Genomic DNA, 16,486 nt, shown 5'->3' with positions numbered 1-16,486 from the left:
GCCACGTTGCAGCACGGATTAGCGGTGTCTATCACCCGTTTGACACACCGGGGGCCAAAGCGGCGCGGGGCCTGAGGGCCTACGCAGAAGGCCGCGGCACGTCGCAGAAGGGGCACACGTCATGGAGCGCGAATCACCGATCACGGCCCTGGAGGCCGTGACCGACGACACGCATGCCGGCGGCTTCGCGGCGGGATCGAGCCCGGGCGTCCCGGCGCCGCACTCGCCTGTGATGGCCTGGAACGAGTGGGACCCGCTGGAGGAGGTGATCGTCGGCTCGCTCGACGGCGCCACAATCCCGACCCACCACCTGACGGTGATCTTCAACCTGCCGCGTGCCGCGCAGCCCTTCTACCGGCTGGCGAGCGGCTGGAAGTATCCGAAGTTCATGAAGAAGCTCGCCCAGGCCGAGCTCGACAACTTCATCGGGATCCTGGCCGGAGAGGGCGTGAAGGTTCGCCGCCCCGACACGGTGGACTTCTCCAAGAAGTTCAAGGCGCCGCGCTGGACCTCCCGCGGCTTCTGCGTCGCCTGCCCGCGCGACCCGTATCTCGTGATCGGCGACGAGATCATCGAGAGCCCGATGTGCTGGCGCTCGCGCTACTTCGAGGGCGATGCCTACCGGTCGTTGTTCAAGGAATACTTCCGCGCCGGCGCGCGCTGGACCTCGGCGCCGCGCCCGCAGCTCACCGACGACCTGTACAACTACGACTACCGGGTGCCGAACCTGAAAGCCGGCGAGCCCATGCAGTTCACCGTGAACGAGTTCGAGCCGGTCTTCGACGCCGCCGACTTCGTCCGCTGCGGCCGCGACCTGTTCGTGACCCGCTCGAACGTGACGAATCTGATGGGCATCGAGTGGCTGCGCCGCCACCTCGGCCCGGGCTTCCGCATCCACGAGATCGAGAGCCGCTGCCCGCAGCCGATGCACATCGACTCGTCGTTCATGCCGCTGGCCCCCGGCAAGGTGCTGGTGAACCCGGACTACATCGACGTCGAGAAGCTGCCCGCCGTGCTCAAGAAGTGGGACGTCCTGATCGCCCCGCGCCCCGACCCGGTCGAGGGCTTCATGAGCAAAATCTCGATGTGCTCGCCCTGGACCTCGATCAACGTCCTGGCGATCACCGAGAAGAAGATCGTCGTCGACCAGAGCCAGCCGACGCTGATCAAGGCTCTGAAGGACTGGGGCTTCGACCCGATCCCGGCGCCGTTCCTCAGCTACGGCCCGTTCGGCGGCTCGTTCCACTGTGCCACGCTCGACGTGCGCCGCCGGGGCGTGCTCAAGTCGTACTTCTAGGACCTGCGCCGTCGCCCTCTCTCCTCATGGGGAGAGGGCGCAGCCGGGACGGAAATATGTCCCGACCGACACTTCCCGGGAAAGGCACCGTGTCATTCCGCGGCGCCGCAGGCGAGCCCGGACCCGAAGGGGCACGCCGAAGGCGGGCAATCCAGATGCCTTGTCAGTGCGAGGCCCCGGCAAGTCGGCGGCTCCGGATCCCGGGCTCCGCTGCGCGGCCCCGGGATGACGGGGAGCGTTCGCGCGCCCGTCCAGATCCCCGCTCGCTCAGGAAAACGGTTCTTCGCCTCCGATCGAGGGGTTTCAGCGCGCCGCGATCCCCTCGATCAGCGCCTTGTTGAACCCATCTGGATCCGACATCTGCGGCGCGTGTCCGAGTTCGGGAAACGCCACGAGCCGGGCACCCGGGATCGCCTTCGCGGCGGCCTTCCCGAGTTCGGGGTAGTTGCCGAGGCTCGCCCGCAATTCCGGCGGCGCGAGATCCTTGCCGATGGCGGTATTGTCCTTTTGGCCGATCAGCAGGAGAGTCGGCACCGCGATCTGCGGGAACCGGTAGACCACCGGTTGCGTCACGATCATGTCGTAGAGGAGCGCCGAATCCCAGGCGACCGCCTCCTTGCCGGGTCCGTTGTTGAGGCCGGCCAGCATGTCCACCCATTGGTCGTAGCGCGGCTCCCATGTGCCGGCGTAGTAGGTCGCCGTCTCGTAGGCGCGGATCGAGGCCGCCGAGACCTTCAGCTCACGCTGATACCATTGCTCCAGGGAAATCGGCGGCAGGCCCCTGGCGCTCCAGTCCTCGAGTCCGACGGGATTGACCAGCACGAGCTGCTCGACCTCCTTCGGGTAGAGCAGGGCGTAGTGCGCGGCCAGCATGCCGCCGGTGGAGTGGCCGACCACGACCGGTCGCTCGATCCCGAGCTTACCCAGCAGGGCGTGGGTGTTCTCGGCGAGCTGGCGGAAGGTGAACTGGTAGGCGGCCGGCTTGCTCGACTTGCAGAAGCCGATCTGGTCCGGCGCGACGACCCGGTAGCCGGCCGCGCCAAGCGCCCGGATCTGGCTCTCCCAGGTGGCCGCGCAGAAGTTCTTGCCGTGGAGCAGCACGACCGTGCGGCCGTTCGGCGTCGCGGGACGGATGTCGAGATAGGCCATCTGCAGCGGCTGGCGCTGAGACGTGAAGGTGAAGCGCTCGACCGGGAACGGATAGGCGAAGCCTTCGAGTTCCGGTCCGTAGGCCGGCTGCGGCAGCGGCTCCGCCGGAGCGCTCCCTGGCAGCGCCAGGGTGAGTAGGACGTAGGCGAGGGCGGATCGGAGCATGGCAGCGTTGGGCCTGGTCGGTGAGCGGCGGTCGGCGCCGCACCGCCCGCCCAGATCGGGCATTCGGGCGCCGCTGTCCATGCGCCGCAGCCATGCGCGGCGGCACAGGTTCGCGCTTCCGTCCGGCCGCGCTATCTGCTGATCGCTCCCGTCTCCAGCCGCGGATGTCCCCGATGCTGCGCCTCCCCGCCCAGGTCGCCCTCGCCGGTGCGCTCACGTTCGGGCCTGCGCCTGCCCGCGCGGCCGATGCCTGCGATGTCCTCGCCGCCAAGGTGATCCGCTCCACGGGAGCGTCCCTGGCCGGCCGGGCAGGACCGGTCGCGGTGTTCCGCGCTCAGGATGCCGAGCGGATGAGCCTCGATTGCCGCGTCCCCGCACGGATGACGGTGGCGTCCCTGGATCGCGAGCCGTCACCCGCCTACTTCGTCCTGATCGGGCTTGCGGCGCGGGCGCTCGCCGGCGCGGACGCCGCCGCGGCCGAGGTGCTGGCGCTCAACCTCCATCAGGCCAGCCTGCTGGCCGGCGCCCCGCGGCGCGGCGCCAGCGGCCGGGCACTCATGCTGTGCGAGACCGGCCCGCGCGGGGACGCCCTGCGCGACGATCTCACCGTCTGCCGGATCGCGGTCCGGACCGGACTTTCGCGGGTGCGCAGCAAGGGGTAGACCGGCGGCCATGTCGATCCTCGCTGAATCCGGCCCCGTCGTTCAAGTCGGCGGCGTGCGCTTCGCCAATCACCTGCCGCTCACGCTGATCGCCGGACCGTGCCAGCTCGAAGGGCGCGGCCATGCCCTGGAGGTCGCCGCCGCCCTCAAGGAACTGGCGGCCGGCCTGGGCCTGGACCTCGTGTTCAAGACCTCCTTCGACAAGGCCAACCGCACCTCCGGCAAGGCCGCCCGCGGCATCGGCCTCGACGGCGCGCTCCCGGTCTTCGCCGAGATCCGCGAATCCCTTGGGCTGCCGGTGCTCACCGACGTGCACGCCGCGGAGCAATGCGCCCGCGCCGCCGAGGCGGTGGACGTGCTCCAGATCCCCGCCTTCCTGTGCCGCCAGACCGACCTGCTCCTGGCTGCCGCCGCGACCGGACGGGCGGTCAACATCAAGAAAGGCCAGTTCCTGGCACCCTGGGACATGAAGCACGTGGCCGCCAAGGTGACGGAGGCCGGCAATCCGAACGTCATCGTCACCGAGCGGGGCGCCTCCTTCGGCTACAACACCCTGGTGTCGGACATGCGCAGCCTGCCGATCATGGCGCAGGTGACGGAGGGTGCCCCGGTGGTGTTCGACGCCACCCATTCCGTGCAGCAGCCGGGCGGGCAGGGAGCGAGTTCCGGCGGCCAGCGGGAATTCGTCGCCGTCCTGGCCCGCGCCGCCGTGGCGGTGGGCGTTGCGGGCGTCTTCATCGAGACCCACCCCGACCCGGACCGGGCCCCCTCCGACGGCCCCAACATGGTGGCGCTCAAGGATATGCCGGCGCTTCTGGAGGAGCTCATCGCCTTCGACCGGCTGGCCAAACGCCGCGCCGCCTGACGGGCTCAGGCCGCGACCGGCTCCAGCACGTGGATCCGGAGGGGCTGGACGAGGGCGTAGCGGCCGTCGGCGTCGCGCGCCGCCGCCCTCAGGAAGGCGGCCTCCACGATCGAGCGCCGGTCTTGGATCGTCGCCGCGCGGGCCGGATCCACGGCGCAGACGCGGGTGAGGAAGCCGTCGAGGGAGGCGAAGCTCTCGCGCCGCTCGACCGTGACATCCCTCCGGCACACGAAGGCGCCGCGGGACAGGGACGCCGCGATGGCGTCCTGGGCCGCCGCCCGGATCGCGGTCTCGTCCTCGATCGGTCGCAGGGCATCGAAGAAGCTGCCGGCCGCGAGGGGCTCCACAACGACGAGGGACCCGCCGGCCGCCAGCACGCGCGCGGCCTCGCCGAGGGCGGCCGCGGGATCGGGCACGTGATGCAGGGCGTTGAGCATCACGGCGCCGTCGAAGCTGGCATCGGGAAAGGGAAGGGCCTCGCCGCCGGCGGCCTCGAACCGCGCTTCCGGCACGGCAGCCCGTGCGTTGGCGAGGGCCGCCGCGCCAGGATCGATCCCGGTGACGGCCGCCCCGCCATCGACCAGCCTCCGTGCGAGCGTCCCGGGTCCGCAGCCGATGTCGAGGATCCGCTTCCCCGCCAGCGGCGCGAAGGTGTCGCGGATCAGGCTCAAGGCGTCCATTGAGAGTCCTCCGGATCTCTCCCTAGCATGCCCCGTCACAGGACGGGCGCCTCCTCGCCGTCGGGATGGCTCGATCGCCCCGGCCCGACGACCGGCTCCCGACGCGGGCCGCGGGTATCGTCGGGAAGCCCGGCGCAAGAGTTGGCGCTGGATCCGCACACAGATCGGCAAGCTTGGCGGTGGCGCCGGCTCCGCAGGGGATGATGAACGGCGGTTCATAATTTCGGTTGTGTGCGGATGCGCACCTAAACCCGATCCGAAAGCTGGAACTCACTCTGCGCGGCCACGTTATTGGGCATGTTCGATCGAGGATCGAGAAGGAACACTATGCGCAAGATCGGTATCATTGCTACCGCCGCCGCCATGGCGCTCGGCAGCGTCGCCGCCACCACGGGCGCCGAGGCGCGTCCCTACGGCTACCATGGCGGTTACGGCGGCTACGGCCACGGCTACTACCGCGGTCGCCGCGGCATCGGCACCGGCGCCGCGATCGGCCTCGGCATTGCCGGCCTCGCGGCCGGTGCGATCGCTGCCGGCGCGGCCCGCGACAGCTATTACGGCGGCGGCTACGGCTATGCCCCGTCCTACGGCTACGCCCCGGTCTACGGCGGCTACGGCTACGCCAGCCCGGGCTACGGCTACTACGGCTACGGCTACTGAGATCTGAGATCCGCGAGGATCGGGGGGCGACCGGCGCGAGCCGGTCGCCCTTTTCGTTTGGCCGCTCAACGACCGCGGTAGGGCGGCACGCCAGGTTCGGGCAGCCACGCATTCTTCGGCAGCTCGCCCGTCTGCCAGAACACGTCGATCGGAATGCCGCCGCGGGGATACCAGAACCCGCCGATGCGCAGGTAGCGCGGCGCGAGGAGGTCGCGCAGCCGCTTGCCGATCGCCACCGTGCAGTCCTCATGGAATGCCCCGTGGTTGCGGAACGACCCGAGGTAGAGCTTCAGCGACTTCGACTCCACCAGCCAGTCGCCGGGCACGTAGTCGATCACCAGAATCGCGAAATCCGGCTGGCCGGTGACTGGGCAGATGGACGTGAATTCGGGCGCGGTGAAGCGGGCGACGTAGTCGGTATCCGCGTGCGGGTTCGGCACACGGTCGAGGCGAGCCTCCTCGGGAGAGGTGGGGAAGGGGGTCGGCTGGCCGAGCTGCAGGTCGTCGGTGGAGGTCATGTCGTTGGTGGAGGTCATGGCGCGCATATAGAGCCTGACAGCGCCGTGCGCATCCGTCTGAGTCGCGACGCTTTCCCGGACGGCTCCGGCTGTGCGCTGGCCGTTCCGGCGCTTGCCGCCGGCCGCGGCTTGACGGATAAGCCGCCGCGATGCGCCGCACCCTCTGATTTGGGCGCGGTCGCCGACCCGCGGCCCCCGCGAGAGGACGTTCCATGACCGCGATCACCAATATCAGCGCCCGCGAGATCCTCGACAGCCGCGGCAACCCCACGGTCGAGGTCGACGTCATCCTGGAGGACGGCTCCTTTGGCCGCGCGGCGGTCCCGTCGGGGGCCTCCACGGGCGCCCACGAGGCGGTGGAGCTGCGCGACGGCGACAAGAACCGGTTCCTCGGCAAGGGCGTGCTGAAGGCGGTCGAGGCGGCGCAGACCGAGATCCTCGACGCGATCGGCGGCATGGAGGCCGAGGATCAGGTCGCGGTCGACGAGGCGATGATCGAGCTCGACGGCACGCCCAACAAGGCGCGGCTCGGCGCCAACGCGATCCTGGGCGTGTCGCTGGCGGTGGCCAAGGCCGCGGCCGAGGCCTCGGGCCTGCCGCTCTACCGCTACGTCGGCGGCGTGCAGGGCCGGGTGCTGCCGGTGCCGATGATGAACATCATCAACGGCGGCGCGCATGCCGACAACCCGATCGACTTCCAGGAATTCATGATCATGCCGGTCGGCGCGGACTCGATCGCCGAGGCTGTGCGGATGGGCTCCGAGGTGTTCCACACCCTCAAGAGCAAGCTGAAGAAGGCCGGCCACAACACCAATGTCGGCGACGAGGGCGGCTTCGCTCCGAACCTGCCCTCCGCCGAGGCCGCCCTCGACTTCGTGATGGACGCGATCAGCGCCGCCGGCTTCAAGCCCGGCCAGGACATGGCGCTTGCCCTCGACTGCGCGGCGACCGAGTTCTTCAAGGACGGCGCCTACGCGTACGAGGGCGAGGGCAAGACCCGCACCATCGAGGCGCAGGTCGACTACCTCGCGCAGCTCGTCGCCACCTACCCGATCGTCTCCATCGAGGACGGCATGTCGGAGGACGACTGGGCCGGCTGGAAGCTCCTGACCGACAAGGTCGGCGCGCAGTGCCAGCTCGTGGGCGACGACCTGTTCGTCACCAACGTCGAGCGGCTGTCGCGCGGCATCGCGGAGGGCACCGCCAACTCGATCCTGATCAAGGTCAACCAGATCGGCTCGCTCACCGAGACCCTGGCGGCGGTCGATATGGCCCAGCGCGCCGGCTACACCGCGGTGATGTCGCACCGCTCCGGCGAAACCGAGGATTCGACCATCGCGGACCTCGCGGTCGCCACCAATTGCGGGCAGATCAAGACCGGCTCGCTCGCCCGCTCGGACAGACTGGCCAAGTACAACCAGCTGATCCGCATCGAGGAGGGCCTGGGTCCGCAGGCGCTCTACGCCGGCCCCGCGGCGCTCAAGCAGTTCGCCCGCCGCTAATCCGTCAATCTCATCGTTCCGGGGCCGCACAGCGGAGCCCGGAACCCGGATCCGCCGCCGGAGCAAGATCTGGGAGCATCTGCGCGTCTGGATTGCCCGCCTTCGGCGTGCCCCTCCGGGTCCGGGCTCGCCGACGGCGACCCGGAATGACGGCGCCTGCCTCAGGGGATCGCCGCATCGGATGGCTCCGCCGGCACGGTCCAAACCCGCATCGGCCGGGATAGGCCTCGCAGCTCGATCGTCCCGACCGGCTCCAGCCGGCGCTCGCAGCGCTCGGCGAAGGAGTCCGACACCAGGAGATCATGGCCCAGCGCCGCGCACTGGCTCTCGATCCGGCTGGCCTCGTTGACCGCCCGCCCGATGATCGTGAAGTCGAGGCGGCGCTCGGTCCCGACATTGCCGTAGATCACCGTCCCGAAATGCACGACGCATTCGGCCGGGAGCTCGGGCAGTCCGGCCACGCGGCGCCGGGCGTTGAGCGCCGCGTTGGCGGCGAGCCCTTCGGTCGCGGCGGCGAGGGCGGCACCGCAGACCGGGCAGGGGAGAGTGTCGGCGTCCGGAACCGGGAAGATCGCCAGGAAGCCGTCGCCGAGGAACTTCAGGATCTCGCCGCCGTGCCGTGCCACCGGATCGCCCAGCGCGTCGAAGTGCTCGTTGAGCCACGTGACCATGTCGGCCGGGTCCACCCGGTCGGCCAGAGCCGTGAAACCGCGCAGGTCGTTCAGCAGGATGGCGGCCGGCACGGCGCGCCCCTCGCCCCGCCGGATCTGGCCGTCGAGGATGCGCTCGGCGGTGGACCGGCCGAGATAGGTGGCGGAGACTTCGCGGAACGTGTGGGCCAAGCCCATCTTGGCCATCGCCAGCGTCAGGAATGGAAGGACATCGGCGATGGCGGAGAGATGCGCGTCGGTGAAGCCGGCGGCGTCGCGTGTACAGAACGAGACCGCGATGCCCCGCAGGGCGGTGCCGGGGGCGAACTCGGCGATGTGCAGCACGTAGTCGATGCCGCCCTGCGCCCCGAGGGCCTTCAGGACCGGGAAGTCCACCGCCAGTCCGGGCGCGTCGAGGCGCCATCGGCCGAAGGTCTCGCCCGTCTCCACCAGGGCGTAGACCGGGCTCAGCAGCCAGTCGCTCTCCTCATCGGCGCCGTGGGCGTTGGCGACGAACGACATGCCCTCGCCCGCGTGCCAGTTCAGGCTGACACCGCGCAGCGTCGGGTCGAGCGCTGGCGCCATGACGCTCACCCGCCAGACGGGGGTGCCGGCCTCGACCAGCGCCTCACAGAAGCCGGCGAGCAGGGTGTCGTGATCGTCGGTCGCCGTCGCGTGCGCGGCGATCCAGCGTCCCAGGTGTGTCAGGTCCATCCCGCAGGCTCGCCCCTGTCCGTGCTGGCCGCGCCATGCGGCCGAAAAGAACCGTTAACCTTTCCGCGCCAGGGTCACGCCATGGTCGTGCGCCGCCGAGTCAGAATGGTCGTGTTGCCGCTGGGTCTCTGGACCCTGTCGGCGCTCGTAGTCGGCTATTTCGTGTGGCAGGCCGAGAGCGGCAACCGGGGCCTCGAAGCCAAGAAGGTGCTGAAGATCCGCGCCTACGGCCTCAACCAGGAACTCGCCGCCGTGAAGGCCGAGCGCGCCACCTGGGAGCACCGGGTGGCCCTCCTCAAGAGCGACCAGATCGACCGCGACCTGTTGGAAGAGCGCGCGCGGATCGTGCTGGGCCGGGTCCACGCCAACGACGTGGTCGTCATCACGCCCTGACAGTTCCGGGGATGTCCCGCCGAAGTTGAGGCGCGCAGTTTCTCTAGTCCCCAAAGTCGTCTGACAAGAGCGGCTTCCTGTCAGAGCGGCAGCCCTCGCTTTCCAACCGTCGCTGTCCTACACCCCCACGAAGTCGCGTGGAATCACGGGGAGAGCGCCGATGGACGCCGCCAAGGAGCCTGCCAAGGAGCCCGCAAAGGACGCGTCGTCCGCGCCGGTGCAGGCCGCGAGCCCTCAGGCCGCCGAGGCGCATCGCCCCGCGCCGAACATGCCCCAGTTCACGCGGGACGAGGATCTCCACGCCTATCACGAGATGCTGCTGATCCGGCGCTTCGAGGAGAAGGCCGGCCAGCTCTACGGCATGGGCCTCATCGGCGGCTTCTGCCACCTCTACATCGGCCAGGAAGCCGTGGTGATCGGCATGCAGATGGCCTCGGTCGAGGGCGATCAGGTCATCACCGGCTACCGCGACCACGGCCACATGCTGGCCTGCGGCATGGATCCGAAGGGCGTCATGGCCGAGCTGACCGGCCGCCGCGGCGGCTACAGCCGCGGCAAGGGCGGCTCGATGCACATGTTCAGCCGCGAGAAGCAGTTCTTCGGCGGTCACGGCATCGTCGGCGCGCAGGTGTCGCTCGGCACCGGCCTCGCCTTCGCCGACCATTACCGGGAGAACGGCAAGGTCAGCCTGACCTACATGGGCGACGGCGCCGCCAACCAGGGCCAAGTCTACGAGAGCTTCAACATGGCGGCGCTCTGGAAGCTGCCGGTCGTCTACGTGATCGAGAACAACCGCTACGCCATGGGCACCTCGGTGGCCCGGGCCTCGGCGCAGACCGACTTCTCGAAGCGCGGCCTCTCCTTCGGCATCCCCGGCGAGCAGGTCGACGGCATGGACGTGCGCACGGTGCGCGAGGCCGCAACCCGGGCGATCGAGCACGCCCGCACCGGCCAGGGCCCGTACATCCTGGAGATGCAGACCTACCGCTACCGCGGCCACTCCATGTCCGATCCGGCCAAGTACCGGACCAAGGACGAGGTCTCGAAGATGCGCGACGAGCACGACCCGATCGAGATGGTGCGCAAGCGCCTGCTCGAACTGCACGGGGTGCCGGAGGCGGATCTGAAGAGCACCGACGCCAAGGTCCGTGAGATCGTCAACGCGTCCGCCGAGTTCGCCACCAACGATCCCGAGCCGGATCCGTCCGAGCTGTGGACCGACATCCTGCTCGAAGCGCACGCCTGAGCGCGGACAAAGCCGCTGGCCGCCCCCCCAACGAATAAACGACCGCAGAGCTGAGCATGGCGACCGACATCCTGATGCCCGCCCTCTCGCCCACCATGGAGGAGGGCAAGCTCGCCAAGTGGCTGAAGAAGGAGGGCGACCCGATCAAGTCCGGCGACGTGCTGGCCGAGATCGAGACCGACAAGGCCACCATGGAGGTGGAGGCCATCGACGAGGGCATCCTCGCCAAGATCCTGATCGCGGAGGGCACCGAGGGCGTCGCGGTCAACACGCCGATCGCCGTGATCGCCGGTGAGGGCGAGGATCCGGCGAGCGTCCAGTCGTCCGGCGGCGGCGCCAAGCCCAACGGCGCGGGCGGCCACCCGGCCCCGACGCCCGACATGCAGGCCGAGGGCATGGCCGACAAGGCCGCGCCCGCCGCGAAGACCGGCGACGACGCACCCAAAGCGCCGGCGGCCCCGGCGGTCATCACCAACAAGGCCCAAGAGCCGGTGATGGAGGAGTTCCCGGCCGACACGCCGATGGTCACCCAGACCGTCCGCGAGGCCCTGCGCGACGCCATGGCGGAGGAGATGCGCCGCGACGCGGACGTCTTCGTCATGGGCGAGGAGGTCGCCGAGTATCAGGGCGCCTACAAGGTCACCCAGAACCTGCTGCAGGAGTTCGGCGCGAAGCGCGTGGTCGACACCCCGATCACCGAGCACGGCTTCGCGGGCATCGGCGTCGGCGCGGCGCTCGCCGGCCTGAAGCCGATCGTCGAGTTCATGACCTTCAACTTCGCCATGCAGGCGATCGACCACATCATCAACTCGGCGGCCAAGACCCTGTACATGTCCGGCGGCCAGCTCGGCTGCCCGATCGTGTTCCGCGGCCCCAACGGCGCGGCCGCCCGCGTCGCCGCCCAGCACAGCCACGACTATGCCGCGTGGTACTCCAACGTGCCGGGCCTCAAAGTGATCGCGCCCTACACAGCGTCCGACGCCAAGGGCCTGCTCAAGGCCGCGATCCGCGACCCGAACCCGGTGATCTTCCTTGAGAACGAGATCCTGTACGGGCAATCCTTCCCGGTGCCGAAGCTCGAGGACTTCGTGCTGCCGATCGGCAAGGCGAAGATCCACCGCACCGGCAGCGACGTGACCATCGTGTCCTTCGCCATCGGCATGACCTACGCCCTCAAGGCCGCGCAGGCGCTCGCCGAGCAGGGCATCGAGGCCGAGGTGATCGACCTGCGCACGATCCGCCCGATGGACAGCGAGACGGTGGTGCAATCGGTCAAGAAGACCGGCCGCTGCATCACGGTCGAGGAAGGATTCCCGCAATCCGGCATCGGCGCCGAGATCGTGGCCCGCCTGATGGTCGACGCCTTCGACTACCTCGACGCCCCGGTCCTGCGCATCACCGGCAAGGACGTGCCGATGCCCTACGCGGCGAACCTCGAGAAGCTGGCGCTGCCGACGGTGGCGGAGGTCGTCGAGGCGGCCAAGAGCGTCTGCTACAAGTGACCGGCGCGCGGGCGGGTACGATCCCGCCCCGTCCCGGCAGGGGGTCAAGGAACAGCCGGCGCGCCATGAGCCAAGAGTCCAACAACGACTTCGCCGAACTCGCCATCCCGCCCGACGCCCTGGAGCAGGGCGGCATCGAGGTGCTGCGCGCGGCCGTCGTGGACGGCGCGGTGAGCGTCGCCCTGCGCCGGTCCTTCGACGACCCGGCGACCTGGGGAAGGCTGCTGGCCGACCTCGCCCGACAGGCGGCCCGCGCCTACGCGCTGGAGACCGACATGTCGGAGGAGGAGGCGGTCGAGCGCATCCGCGCCGGCTGGGAGGCCGAGGGGCTCGACCCCGGCGGTCTCAACTGACGATGGCGGCCGACCATGGCTGAGGCGGCTGTCCGGCAGGCGATCTACGCGGATCTGGAGGCGGTCCCCGCACCTCGCGTTGCTGCGCGCTTCAACGAGGCGCCGGCCCCACGTCCGCAACCGCCCTTCGACGCCGTGCCGTTCCCCCTCGACGACTTCTTTCCCTTCGACGATCCGGCCGCCCCGGCCCAGCCCGAGACCTGATGCCATGCCGATCAACGTGCTGATGCCCGCGCTGTCGCCCACCATGGAGAAGGGCAACCTCGCCAAGTGGCTGAAGAAGGAGGGCGATCCGATCAAGTCCGGCGACGTGCTGGCCGAGATCGAGACCGACAAGGCCACCATGGAGGTGGAGGCCATCGACGAGGGCGTGCTCGCCAAGATCCTCGTGCCCGAGGGCACCGCGGACGTGCCGGTCAACGACCTGATCGCCATCATCGCCGCCGAGGGCGAGGACCCGTCGAGCGTGCAGGCCTCGGGCGGCGCGCCGAAGGCCGCCTCGAACGGTGAGGCCAAGGCCGAGGCCAAGCCGGAGCCCAAGGCCGACGCGTCGGCCGCGTCGCAGAACACCACGCCCGGCGGCGGCCACATGTCGTACGAGCGGGTGAACGCGGCGCCCGAGGGCGCGCAGCCCGGCGGCGCGCCGCAGGCCGGCGCGCAGGCCGGCTCCGGCGGCCGGGTCTTCGCCTCGCCGCTGGCCCGGCGGATCGCCAAGCAGGAGGGCGTCGAGCTCGGCGCCGTCCAGGGCAGCGGTCCGCACGGCCGCATCATCGCCCGCGACGTCCAGGCCGCGAAGGCCTCCGGCGCCACGAAGGCACCGGCACCCCAGGCCGCCGCCGAGGCGCCGAAGGCGGCCCCCGCGCCGAAAGCCGCCCCCGCGGGCGGCGCGCCGGCCGGGCTCACGACCGACCAGGTCAAGGGCTTCTACGCCAAGGACGCGTACGAGGAAGTCCCCCTCGACGGCATGCGCAAGACCATCGCCAAGCGCCTCACCGAGGCGATGCAGGTCGCCCCGCACTTCTACCTGACGGTGGATTGCGAGCTCGACGCGCTGATGAAGCTGCGCGAGACGCTGAACGGCTCGGCCGGCAAGGACAAGGACGGCAAGCCCGCCTTCAAGCTCTCGGTGAACGACTTCGTCATCAAGGCGATGGGCCTCGCGCTGACCCGCGTTCCGGCCGCCAACGCGGTCTGGGCCGAGGACCGGATCCTGCGCTTCAAGCACGCCGAGGTCGGGGTCGCGGTGGCGATCGACGGCGGCCTGTTCACGCCGGTGATCCGCCGGGCGGACGAGAAGACGCTGTCCACCATCTCCAACGAGATGAAGGATTTCGCGGCCCGCGCCCGCGCCAAAAAGCTGAAGCCCGAGGAGTACCAGGGCGGCGTCACCTCGGTGTCGAACCTCGGCATGTTCGGCATCAAGCACTTCACCGCGGTGATCAACCCGCCGCAATCGAGCATCCTGGCGGTGGGCGCGGGCGAGAAGCGCGTCGTCGTGAAGGACGGGGCGCCGGCCGTAGTCCAGGTGATGACCGCCACCCTGTCGTGCGACCACCGCGTCCTCGATGGAGCGCTCGGCGCGGAGCTGGTCTCGGCCTTCAAGGGGCTGATCGAGAACCCGATGGGCATGCTGGTGTGAGGAGGGCACTCTCCTCCCCCTTGTGGGGAGGAGTTGGAGGTGGGGGTGGTGCAGAAGGCACCTTTGCGCTCAATCCTGCACCACCCCCACCCCTAGCCCCTCCCCACAAGGGGGAGGGGAAGGCGCGTCGTGAAATGTCGAGGTGGGGGAACGTGACGGGCATCGGCCAGGACACGCACTGCTTATGCGATGAACCGTGCTCCTTGCTGTCGATCAGCATGCCTCCATCAGCCACGTTCAATTGACGCGCCACCCTATGACCTGGAACCAACAGCCCCGGAGAGCCGCGTCCCCAAGAGCCGCCGCGAACGCGAAGACGCTTCGTCGGACATTGACCGAACCTGAAAAGCGGCTCTGGTGGCACCTCCGTCACCGCCTGCCGGTGGACGGCTCGCATTTCCGCCAGCAGGTCGCCCTCGGCTCCTACGTGGCGGATTTCTGCTGCCTGACGGCCCGACTCATCGTCGAGGTCGACGGCGAGCAGCACGGCTTCGAAGCCGGCACGGCCTACGACGCCCGTCGGGATACCTATCTTCAGTCTGAAGGCTTCCGCGTCCTGCGTTTCTTGAACCGCATGGTCCTGCGGGAGATCGATACCGTCCTCGACACGATCCACGCGGCGCTCGCCGCATGCGACGCGCCTTTCCCGGATTCAGCCGGCCAGGCGGAGCCACCCCCACCCCCTGCCCCCTCCCCGCAAGGGGGAGGGGCGTCCGCGGAGAGGTAAATGTCCGACACCTACGACGTCCTCATCATCGGCGCCGGGCCCGGCGGCTACGTCACGGCGATCCGGGCGGCGCAGCTCGGGTTCAAGACCGCCGTGGTCGACCGCGAGCATCTCGGCGGCATCTGCCTGAACTGGGGCTGCATCCCCACCAAGGCCCTGCTCCGCTCGGCCGAAATCTTCCACTACTTCCAGCATCCCGGCGAGTACGGGCTGACGGCCGAGAAGGTCGGGTTCGACACGGCCGCCATCGTGAAGCGCTCCCGCGGCGTCTCGGCCCGGCTCAACGGCGGCGTCGGCATGCTGCTCAAGAAGAACAAGGTCGACGTGATCTGGGGCGAGGCCTCGGTCGACAGCGCCGCGAAGGGCAACCAGCCCGGCCAGGTCACCGTGAAGGAGACCAAGCGCGCCGAGCCGCCGAAGGGCGCCAAGGGCGCCGGCACCTACCAGGCCAAGCACATCATCGTGGCGACCGGCGCGCGCCCCCGGGCGATCCCCGGGATCGAGCCCGACAAGAAGCTGATCTGGACCTACTACGAGGCCATGGTCCCGGAGACGATGCCCAAGAGCCTGCTGGTGATGGGCTCGGGCGCCATCGGCATCGAGTTCGCCTCGTTCTACCGCACCATGGGCGCCGAGGTGACCGTGGTGGAGCTGCTGCCGCAGATCCTCCCCGTGGAGGATGCCGAGATCGCCGGGCTGGCCCGCAAGCGCTTCGAGAAGCAGGGCATCAAGATCCTCACGGGCGCCAAGGTCACGAAGGTCGAGAAGGGCGCCAATTCCGTCACCGCCACCATCGAGGGCGGCGACGGCAAGACCCAGCAGATCACCGCGGAGAAGCTGATCTCGGCGGTGGGCGTGGTCGGCAACATCGAGAATATCGGCCTCGAGAAGCTTGGGGTGAAGATCGACCGCGGGATCGTGGTGACGGACGGGCTCGGCCGCACCAACGTGCCCGGCCTCTACGCGATCGGCGACGTCGCCGGGCCGCCGATGCTCGCCCACAAGGCCGAGCACGAGGGCGTCATCTGCATCGAGACCATCAAGGGCCTGCACACCCACCCGATGGACAAGGCCAAGATCCCGGGCTGCACCTATTGCCAGCCGCAGATCGCCAGCGTCGGGCTGACCGAGGCCAAGGCCAAGGAGCAGGGGTTCGCCGTGAAGGTCGGCCGGTTCCCCTTCGCGGGCAACGGCAAGGCGATCGCGCTCGGCGAGCCGGACGGGCTGATCAAGACCGTGTTCGACGCCAAGACCGGCCAGTTGCTCGGCGCCCACATGGTCGGTGCCGAGGTGACCGAGCTGATCCAGGGCTACGTGGTGGCGATGAACCTGGAGAGCACCGAGGAGGAGCTGATGCACACGGTGTTCCCGCACCCGACGCTCAGCGAGATGATGCACGAGAGCGTGCTGGATGCGTATGGGAAGGTGATCCACACGTAGGGGGAGGCGGCCCGGTCCAGGTCAGTCTTCTCCCCGGCGCAGGAAGTGCCAGCGGAACGCGACCCGGGATCCAGCGCAAGACCAGGGGAAGCGTCCGACTTACGCAAGCTGTGCCGCTGCGCGGCCCGGTGTTGTGCCGGATCCCGATCAGGCTCCGCTTCGCTCCACCTGTCCGGGAAAGCGGTCACCTCGTGCGCCGCGATCTACGAGGCCGGCAGTGCCAGTGCGGAGCGAAACGTGCATGGCGGGCTCGATGCAATCGCATTGGAAAGACCGGGATTCGGCCCTGTGCCGGCGGGAGCGGGGCGCACCCTCACCCCCGCC

General features: G+C 69.6%; 17 protein-coding genes. 13 read left to right on the top strand and 4 right to left on the bottom strand.

The features are described 5' to 3' along the window. Nucleotides 1-121: 121 nt before the first annotated feature. A complete protein-coding gene (locus ACLBX9_RS05830) occupies nucleotides 122-1,297 on the top strand; it encodes a glycine amidinotransferase (RefSeq protein WP_010685482.1) in 1,176 nt (391 codons plus the stop codon). Nucleotides 1,298-1,600: 303 nt separating this feature from the next. Here the strand turns inward: ACLBX9_RS05830 and ACLBX9_RS05825 are convergent, their stop codons facing one another. Next, nucleotides 1,601-2,611, bottom strand: a complete 1,011-nt coding sequence (locus ACLBX9_RS05825) for an alpha/beta fold hydrolase (protein WP_447718248.1) — start codon at nucleotides 2,609-2,611, stop codon at nucleotides 1,601-1,603. Between the two features lie 173 nt (nucleotides 2,612-2,784). Between ACLBX9_RS05825 and ACLBX9_RS05820 the strand changes: the two genes are divergently transcribed. Beyond that, nucleotides 2,785-3,273 (top strand): hypothetical protein, encoded by a 489-nt coding sequence (locus ACLBX9_RS05820; RefSeq protein ID WP_447718247.1) that lies wholly within the window; start codon nucleotides 2,785-2,787, stop codon nucleotides 3,271-3,273. Between the two features lie 10 nt (nucleotides 3,274-3,283). Then, nucleotides 3,284-4,138, top strand: a complete 855-nt coding sequence (kdsA, locus tag ACLBX9_RS05815) for a 3-deoxy-8-phosphooctulonate synthase (protein WP_447718246.1) — start codon at nucleotides 3,284-3,286, stop codon at nucleotides 4,136-4,138. A 5-nt stretch (nucleotides 4,139-4,143) separates the two neighbouring features. On the opposite strand, the gene ACLBX9_RS05810 is transcribed toward kdsA, so the two are convergent. Further along, on the bottom strand, nucleotides 4,144-4,818 hold the full coding sequence (locus ACLBX9_RS05810; RefSeq protein WP_447718245.1) for a class I SAM-dependent methyltransferase: 675 nt from the start codon (nucleotides 4,816-4,818) through the stop codon (nucleotides 4,144-4,146). A gap of 327 nt (nucleotides 4,819-5,145) precedes the next feature. Here ACLBX9_RS05810 and ACLBX9_RS05805 point away from each other — a divergent pair, with 327 nt between their 5' ends. Continuing rightward, the gene (locus ACLBX9_RS05805) at nucleotides 5,146-5,478 is read left to right on the top strand and encodes a hypothetical protein (RefSeq protein ID WP_010685477.1); all 333 of its coding nucleotides are present in this window, start codon (nucleotides 5,146-5,148) and stop codon (nucleotides 5,476-5,478) included. 65 nt (nucleotides 5,479-5,543) lie between these two features. Here ACLBX9_RS05805 and queF read toward each other — a convergent pair whose 3' ends face one another. Next, on the bottom strand, nucleotides 5,544-5,996 hold the full coding sequence (queF, locus tag ACLBX9_RS05800) for a preQ(1) synthase (protein ID WP_447718264.1): 453 nt from the start codon (nucleotides 5,994-5,996) through the stop codon (nucleotides 5,544-5,546). Nucleotides 5,997-6,208: 212 nt separating this feature from the next. Here queF and eno point away from each other — a divergent pair, with 212 nt between their 5' ends. Beyond that, a complete protein-coding gene (gene eno / locus ACLBX9_RS05795; RefSeq protein WP_447718244.1) occupies nucleotides 6,209-7,498 on the top strand; it encodes a phosphopyruvate hydratase in 1,290 nt (429 codons plus the stop codon). Nucleotides 7,499-7,659: 161 nt separating this feature from the next. Here eno and ACLBX9_RS05790 read toward each other — a convergent pair whose 3' ends face one another. After that, the gene (locus ACLBX9_RS05790) at nucleotides 7,660-8,862 is read right to left on the bottom strand and encodes an adenylate/guanylate cyclase domain-containing protein (RefSeq protein WP_010685474.1); all 1,203 of its coding nucleotides are present in this window, start codon (nucleotides 8,860-8,862) and stop codon (nucleotides 7,660-7,662) included. 81 nt (nucleotides 8,863-8,943) lie between these two features. Here ACLBX9_RS05790 and ACLBX9_RS05785 point away from each other — a divergent pair, with 81 nt between their 5' ends. The 8 genes from ACLBX9_RS05785 (at nucleotide 8,944) to lpdA (ending at nucleotide 16,162) form a co-directional block, all read left to right on the top strand. Then, nucleotides 8,944-9,255, top strand: a complete 312-nt coding sequence (locus ACLBX9_RS05785; RefSeq protein ID WP_010685473.1) for an FtsB family cell division protein — start codon at nucleotides 8,944-8,946, stop codon at nucleotides 9,253-9,255. Between the two features lie 160 nt (nucleotides 9,256-9,415). After that, entirely contained in the window at nucleotides 9,416-10,501 is a 1,086-nt protein-coding gene (gene pdhA / locus ACLBX9_RS05780; protein ID WP_010685472.1) for a pyruvate dehydrogenase (acetyl-transferring) E1 component subunit alpha, read from the top strand. 56 nt (nucleotides 10,502-10,557) lie between these two features. After that, nucleotides 10,558-12,003: a pyruvate dehydrogenase complex E1 component subunit beta gene (locus tag ACLBX9_RS05775; protein ID WP_447718243.1), complete on the top strand. Its 1,446-nt coding sequence runs from the start codon at nucleotides 10,558-10,560 to the stop codon at nucleotides 12,001-12,003. Between the two features lie 65 nt (nucleotides 12,004-12,068). Continuing rightward, on the top strand, nucleotides 12,069-12,356 hold the full coding sequence (locus tag ACLBX9_RS05770; protein ID WP_447718242.1) for a DUF5076 domain-containing protein: 288 nt from the start codon (nucleotides 12,069-12,071) through the stop codon (nucleotides 12,354-12,356). 15 nt (nucleotides 12,357-12,371) lie between these two features. Beyond that, on the top strand, nucleotides 12,372-12,560 hold the full coding sequence (locus ACLBX9_RS05765) for a hypothetical protein (protein ID WP_447718241.1): 189 nt from the start codon (nucleotides 12,372-12,374) through the stop codon (nucleotides 12,558-12,560). Nucleotides 12,561-12,564: 4 nt separating this feature from the next. Then, complete coding sequence (locus ACLBX9_RS05760) at nucleotides 12,565-13,995, top strand: pyruvate dehydrogenase complex dihydrolipoamide acetyltransferase (protein ID WP_447718240.1); 1,431 nt, start codon at nucleotides 12,565-12,567, stop codon at nucleotides 13,993-13,995. Between the two features lie 256 nt (nucleotides 13,996-14,251). Next, entirely contained in the window at nucleotides 14,252-14,722 is a 471-nt protein-coding gene (locus tag ACLBX9_RS05755; RefSeq protein WP_447718263.1) for an endonuclease domain-containing protein, read from the top strand. After that, the gene (gene lpdA / locus ACLBX9_RS05750) at nucleotides 14,723-16,162 is read left to right on the top strand and encodes a dihydrolipoyl dehydrogenase (protein ID WP_010685466.1); all 1,440 of its coding nucleotides are present in this window, start codon (nucleotides 14,723-14,725) and stop codon (nucleotides 16,160-16,162) included. It abuts the gene before it with no gap. Nucleotides 16,163-16,486 lie beyond the last annotated feature (324 nt).

This window comes from Methylobacterium sp. A49B (genome assembly GCF_053346215.1).
This window is presented reverse-complemented; position numbering and strand designations above follow the sequence as displayed.

What these genes read in the sequence shown, in the direction of transcription:
- ACLBX9_RS05770 (WP_447718242.1), top strand. Translation starts at nt 12,069, where the DNA reads ATGAGCCAAGAGTCCAACAACGACTTCGCCGAACTCGCCATCCCGCCC.
- ACLBX9_RS05755 (WP_447718263.1), top strand. Translation starts at nt 14,252, where the DNA reads ATGACCTGGAACCAACAGCCCCGGAGAGCCGCGTCCCCAAGAGCCGCC.
- lpdA (WP_010685466.1), top strand. Translation starts at nt 14,723, where the DNA reads ATGTCCGACACCTACGACGTCCTCATCATCGGCGCCGGGCCCGGCGGC.
- ACLBX9_RS05785 (WP_010685473.1), top strand. Translation starts at nt 8,944, where the DNA reads ATGGTCGTGCGCCGCCGAGTCAGAATGGTCGTGTTGCCGCTGGGTCTC.
- ACLBX9_RS05805 (WP_010685477.1), top strand. Translation starts at nt 5,146, where the DNA reads ATGCGCAAGATCGGTATCATTGCTACCGCCGCCGCCATGGCGCTCGGC.
- ACLBX9_RS05775 (WP_447718243.1), top strand. Translation starts at nt 10,558, where the DNA reads ATGGCGACCGACATCCTGATGCCCGCCCTCTCGCCCACCATGGAGGAG.
- pdhA (WP_010685472.1), top strand. Translation starts at nt 9,416, where the DNA reads ATGGACGCCGCCAAGGAGCCTGCCAAGGAGCCCGCAAAGGACGCGTCG.
- queF (WP_447718264.1), bottom strand. Translation starts at nt 5,996, where the DNA reads ATGACCTCCACCGACGACCTGCAGCTCGGCCAGCCGACCCCCTTCCCC.
- ACLBX9_RS05790 (WP_010685474.1), bottom strand. Translation starts at nt 8,862, where the DNA reads ATGGACCTGACACACCTGGGACGCTGGATCGCCGCGCACGCGACGGCG.
- ACLBX9_RS05810 (WP_447718245.1), bottom strand. Translation starts at nt 4,818, where the DNA reads ATGGACGCCTTGAGCCTGATCCGCGACACCTTCGCGCCGCTGGCGGGG.
- eno (WP_447718244.1), top strand. Translation starts at nt 6,209, where the DNA reads ATGACCGCGATCACCAATATCAGCGCCCGCGAGATCCTCGACAGCCGC.
- ACLBX9_RS05765 (WP_447718241.1), top strand. Translation starts at nt 12,372, where the DNA reads ATGGCTGAGGCGGCTGTCCGGCAGGCGATCTACGCGGATCTGGAGGCG.
- kdsA (WP_447718246.1), top strand. Translation starts at nt 3,284, where the DNA reads ATGTCGATCCTCGCTGAATCCGGCCCCGTCGTTCAAGTCGGCGGCGTG.
- ACLBX9_RS05760 (WP_447718240.1), top strand. Translation starts at nt 12,565, where the DNA reads ATGCCGATCAACGTGCTGATGCCCGCGCTGTCGCCCACCATGGAGAAG.
- ACLBX9_RS05825 (WP_447718248.1), bottom strand. Translation starts at nt 2,611, where the DNA reads ATGCTCCGATCCGCCCTCGCCTACGTCCTACTCACCCTGGCGCTGCCA.
- ACLBX9_RS05820 (WP_447718247.1), top strand. Translation starts at nt 2,785, where the DNA reads ATGCTGCGCCTCCCCGCCCAGGTCGCCCTCGCCGGTGCGCTCACGTTC.
- ACLBX9_RS05830 (WP_010685482.1), top strand. Translation starts at nt 122, where the DNA reads ATGGAGCGCGAATCACCGATCACGGCCCTGGAGGCCGTGACCGACGAC.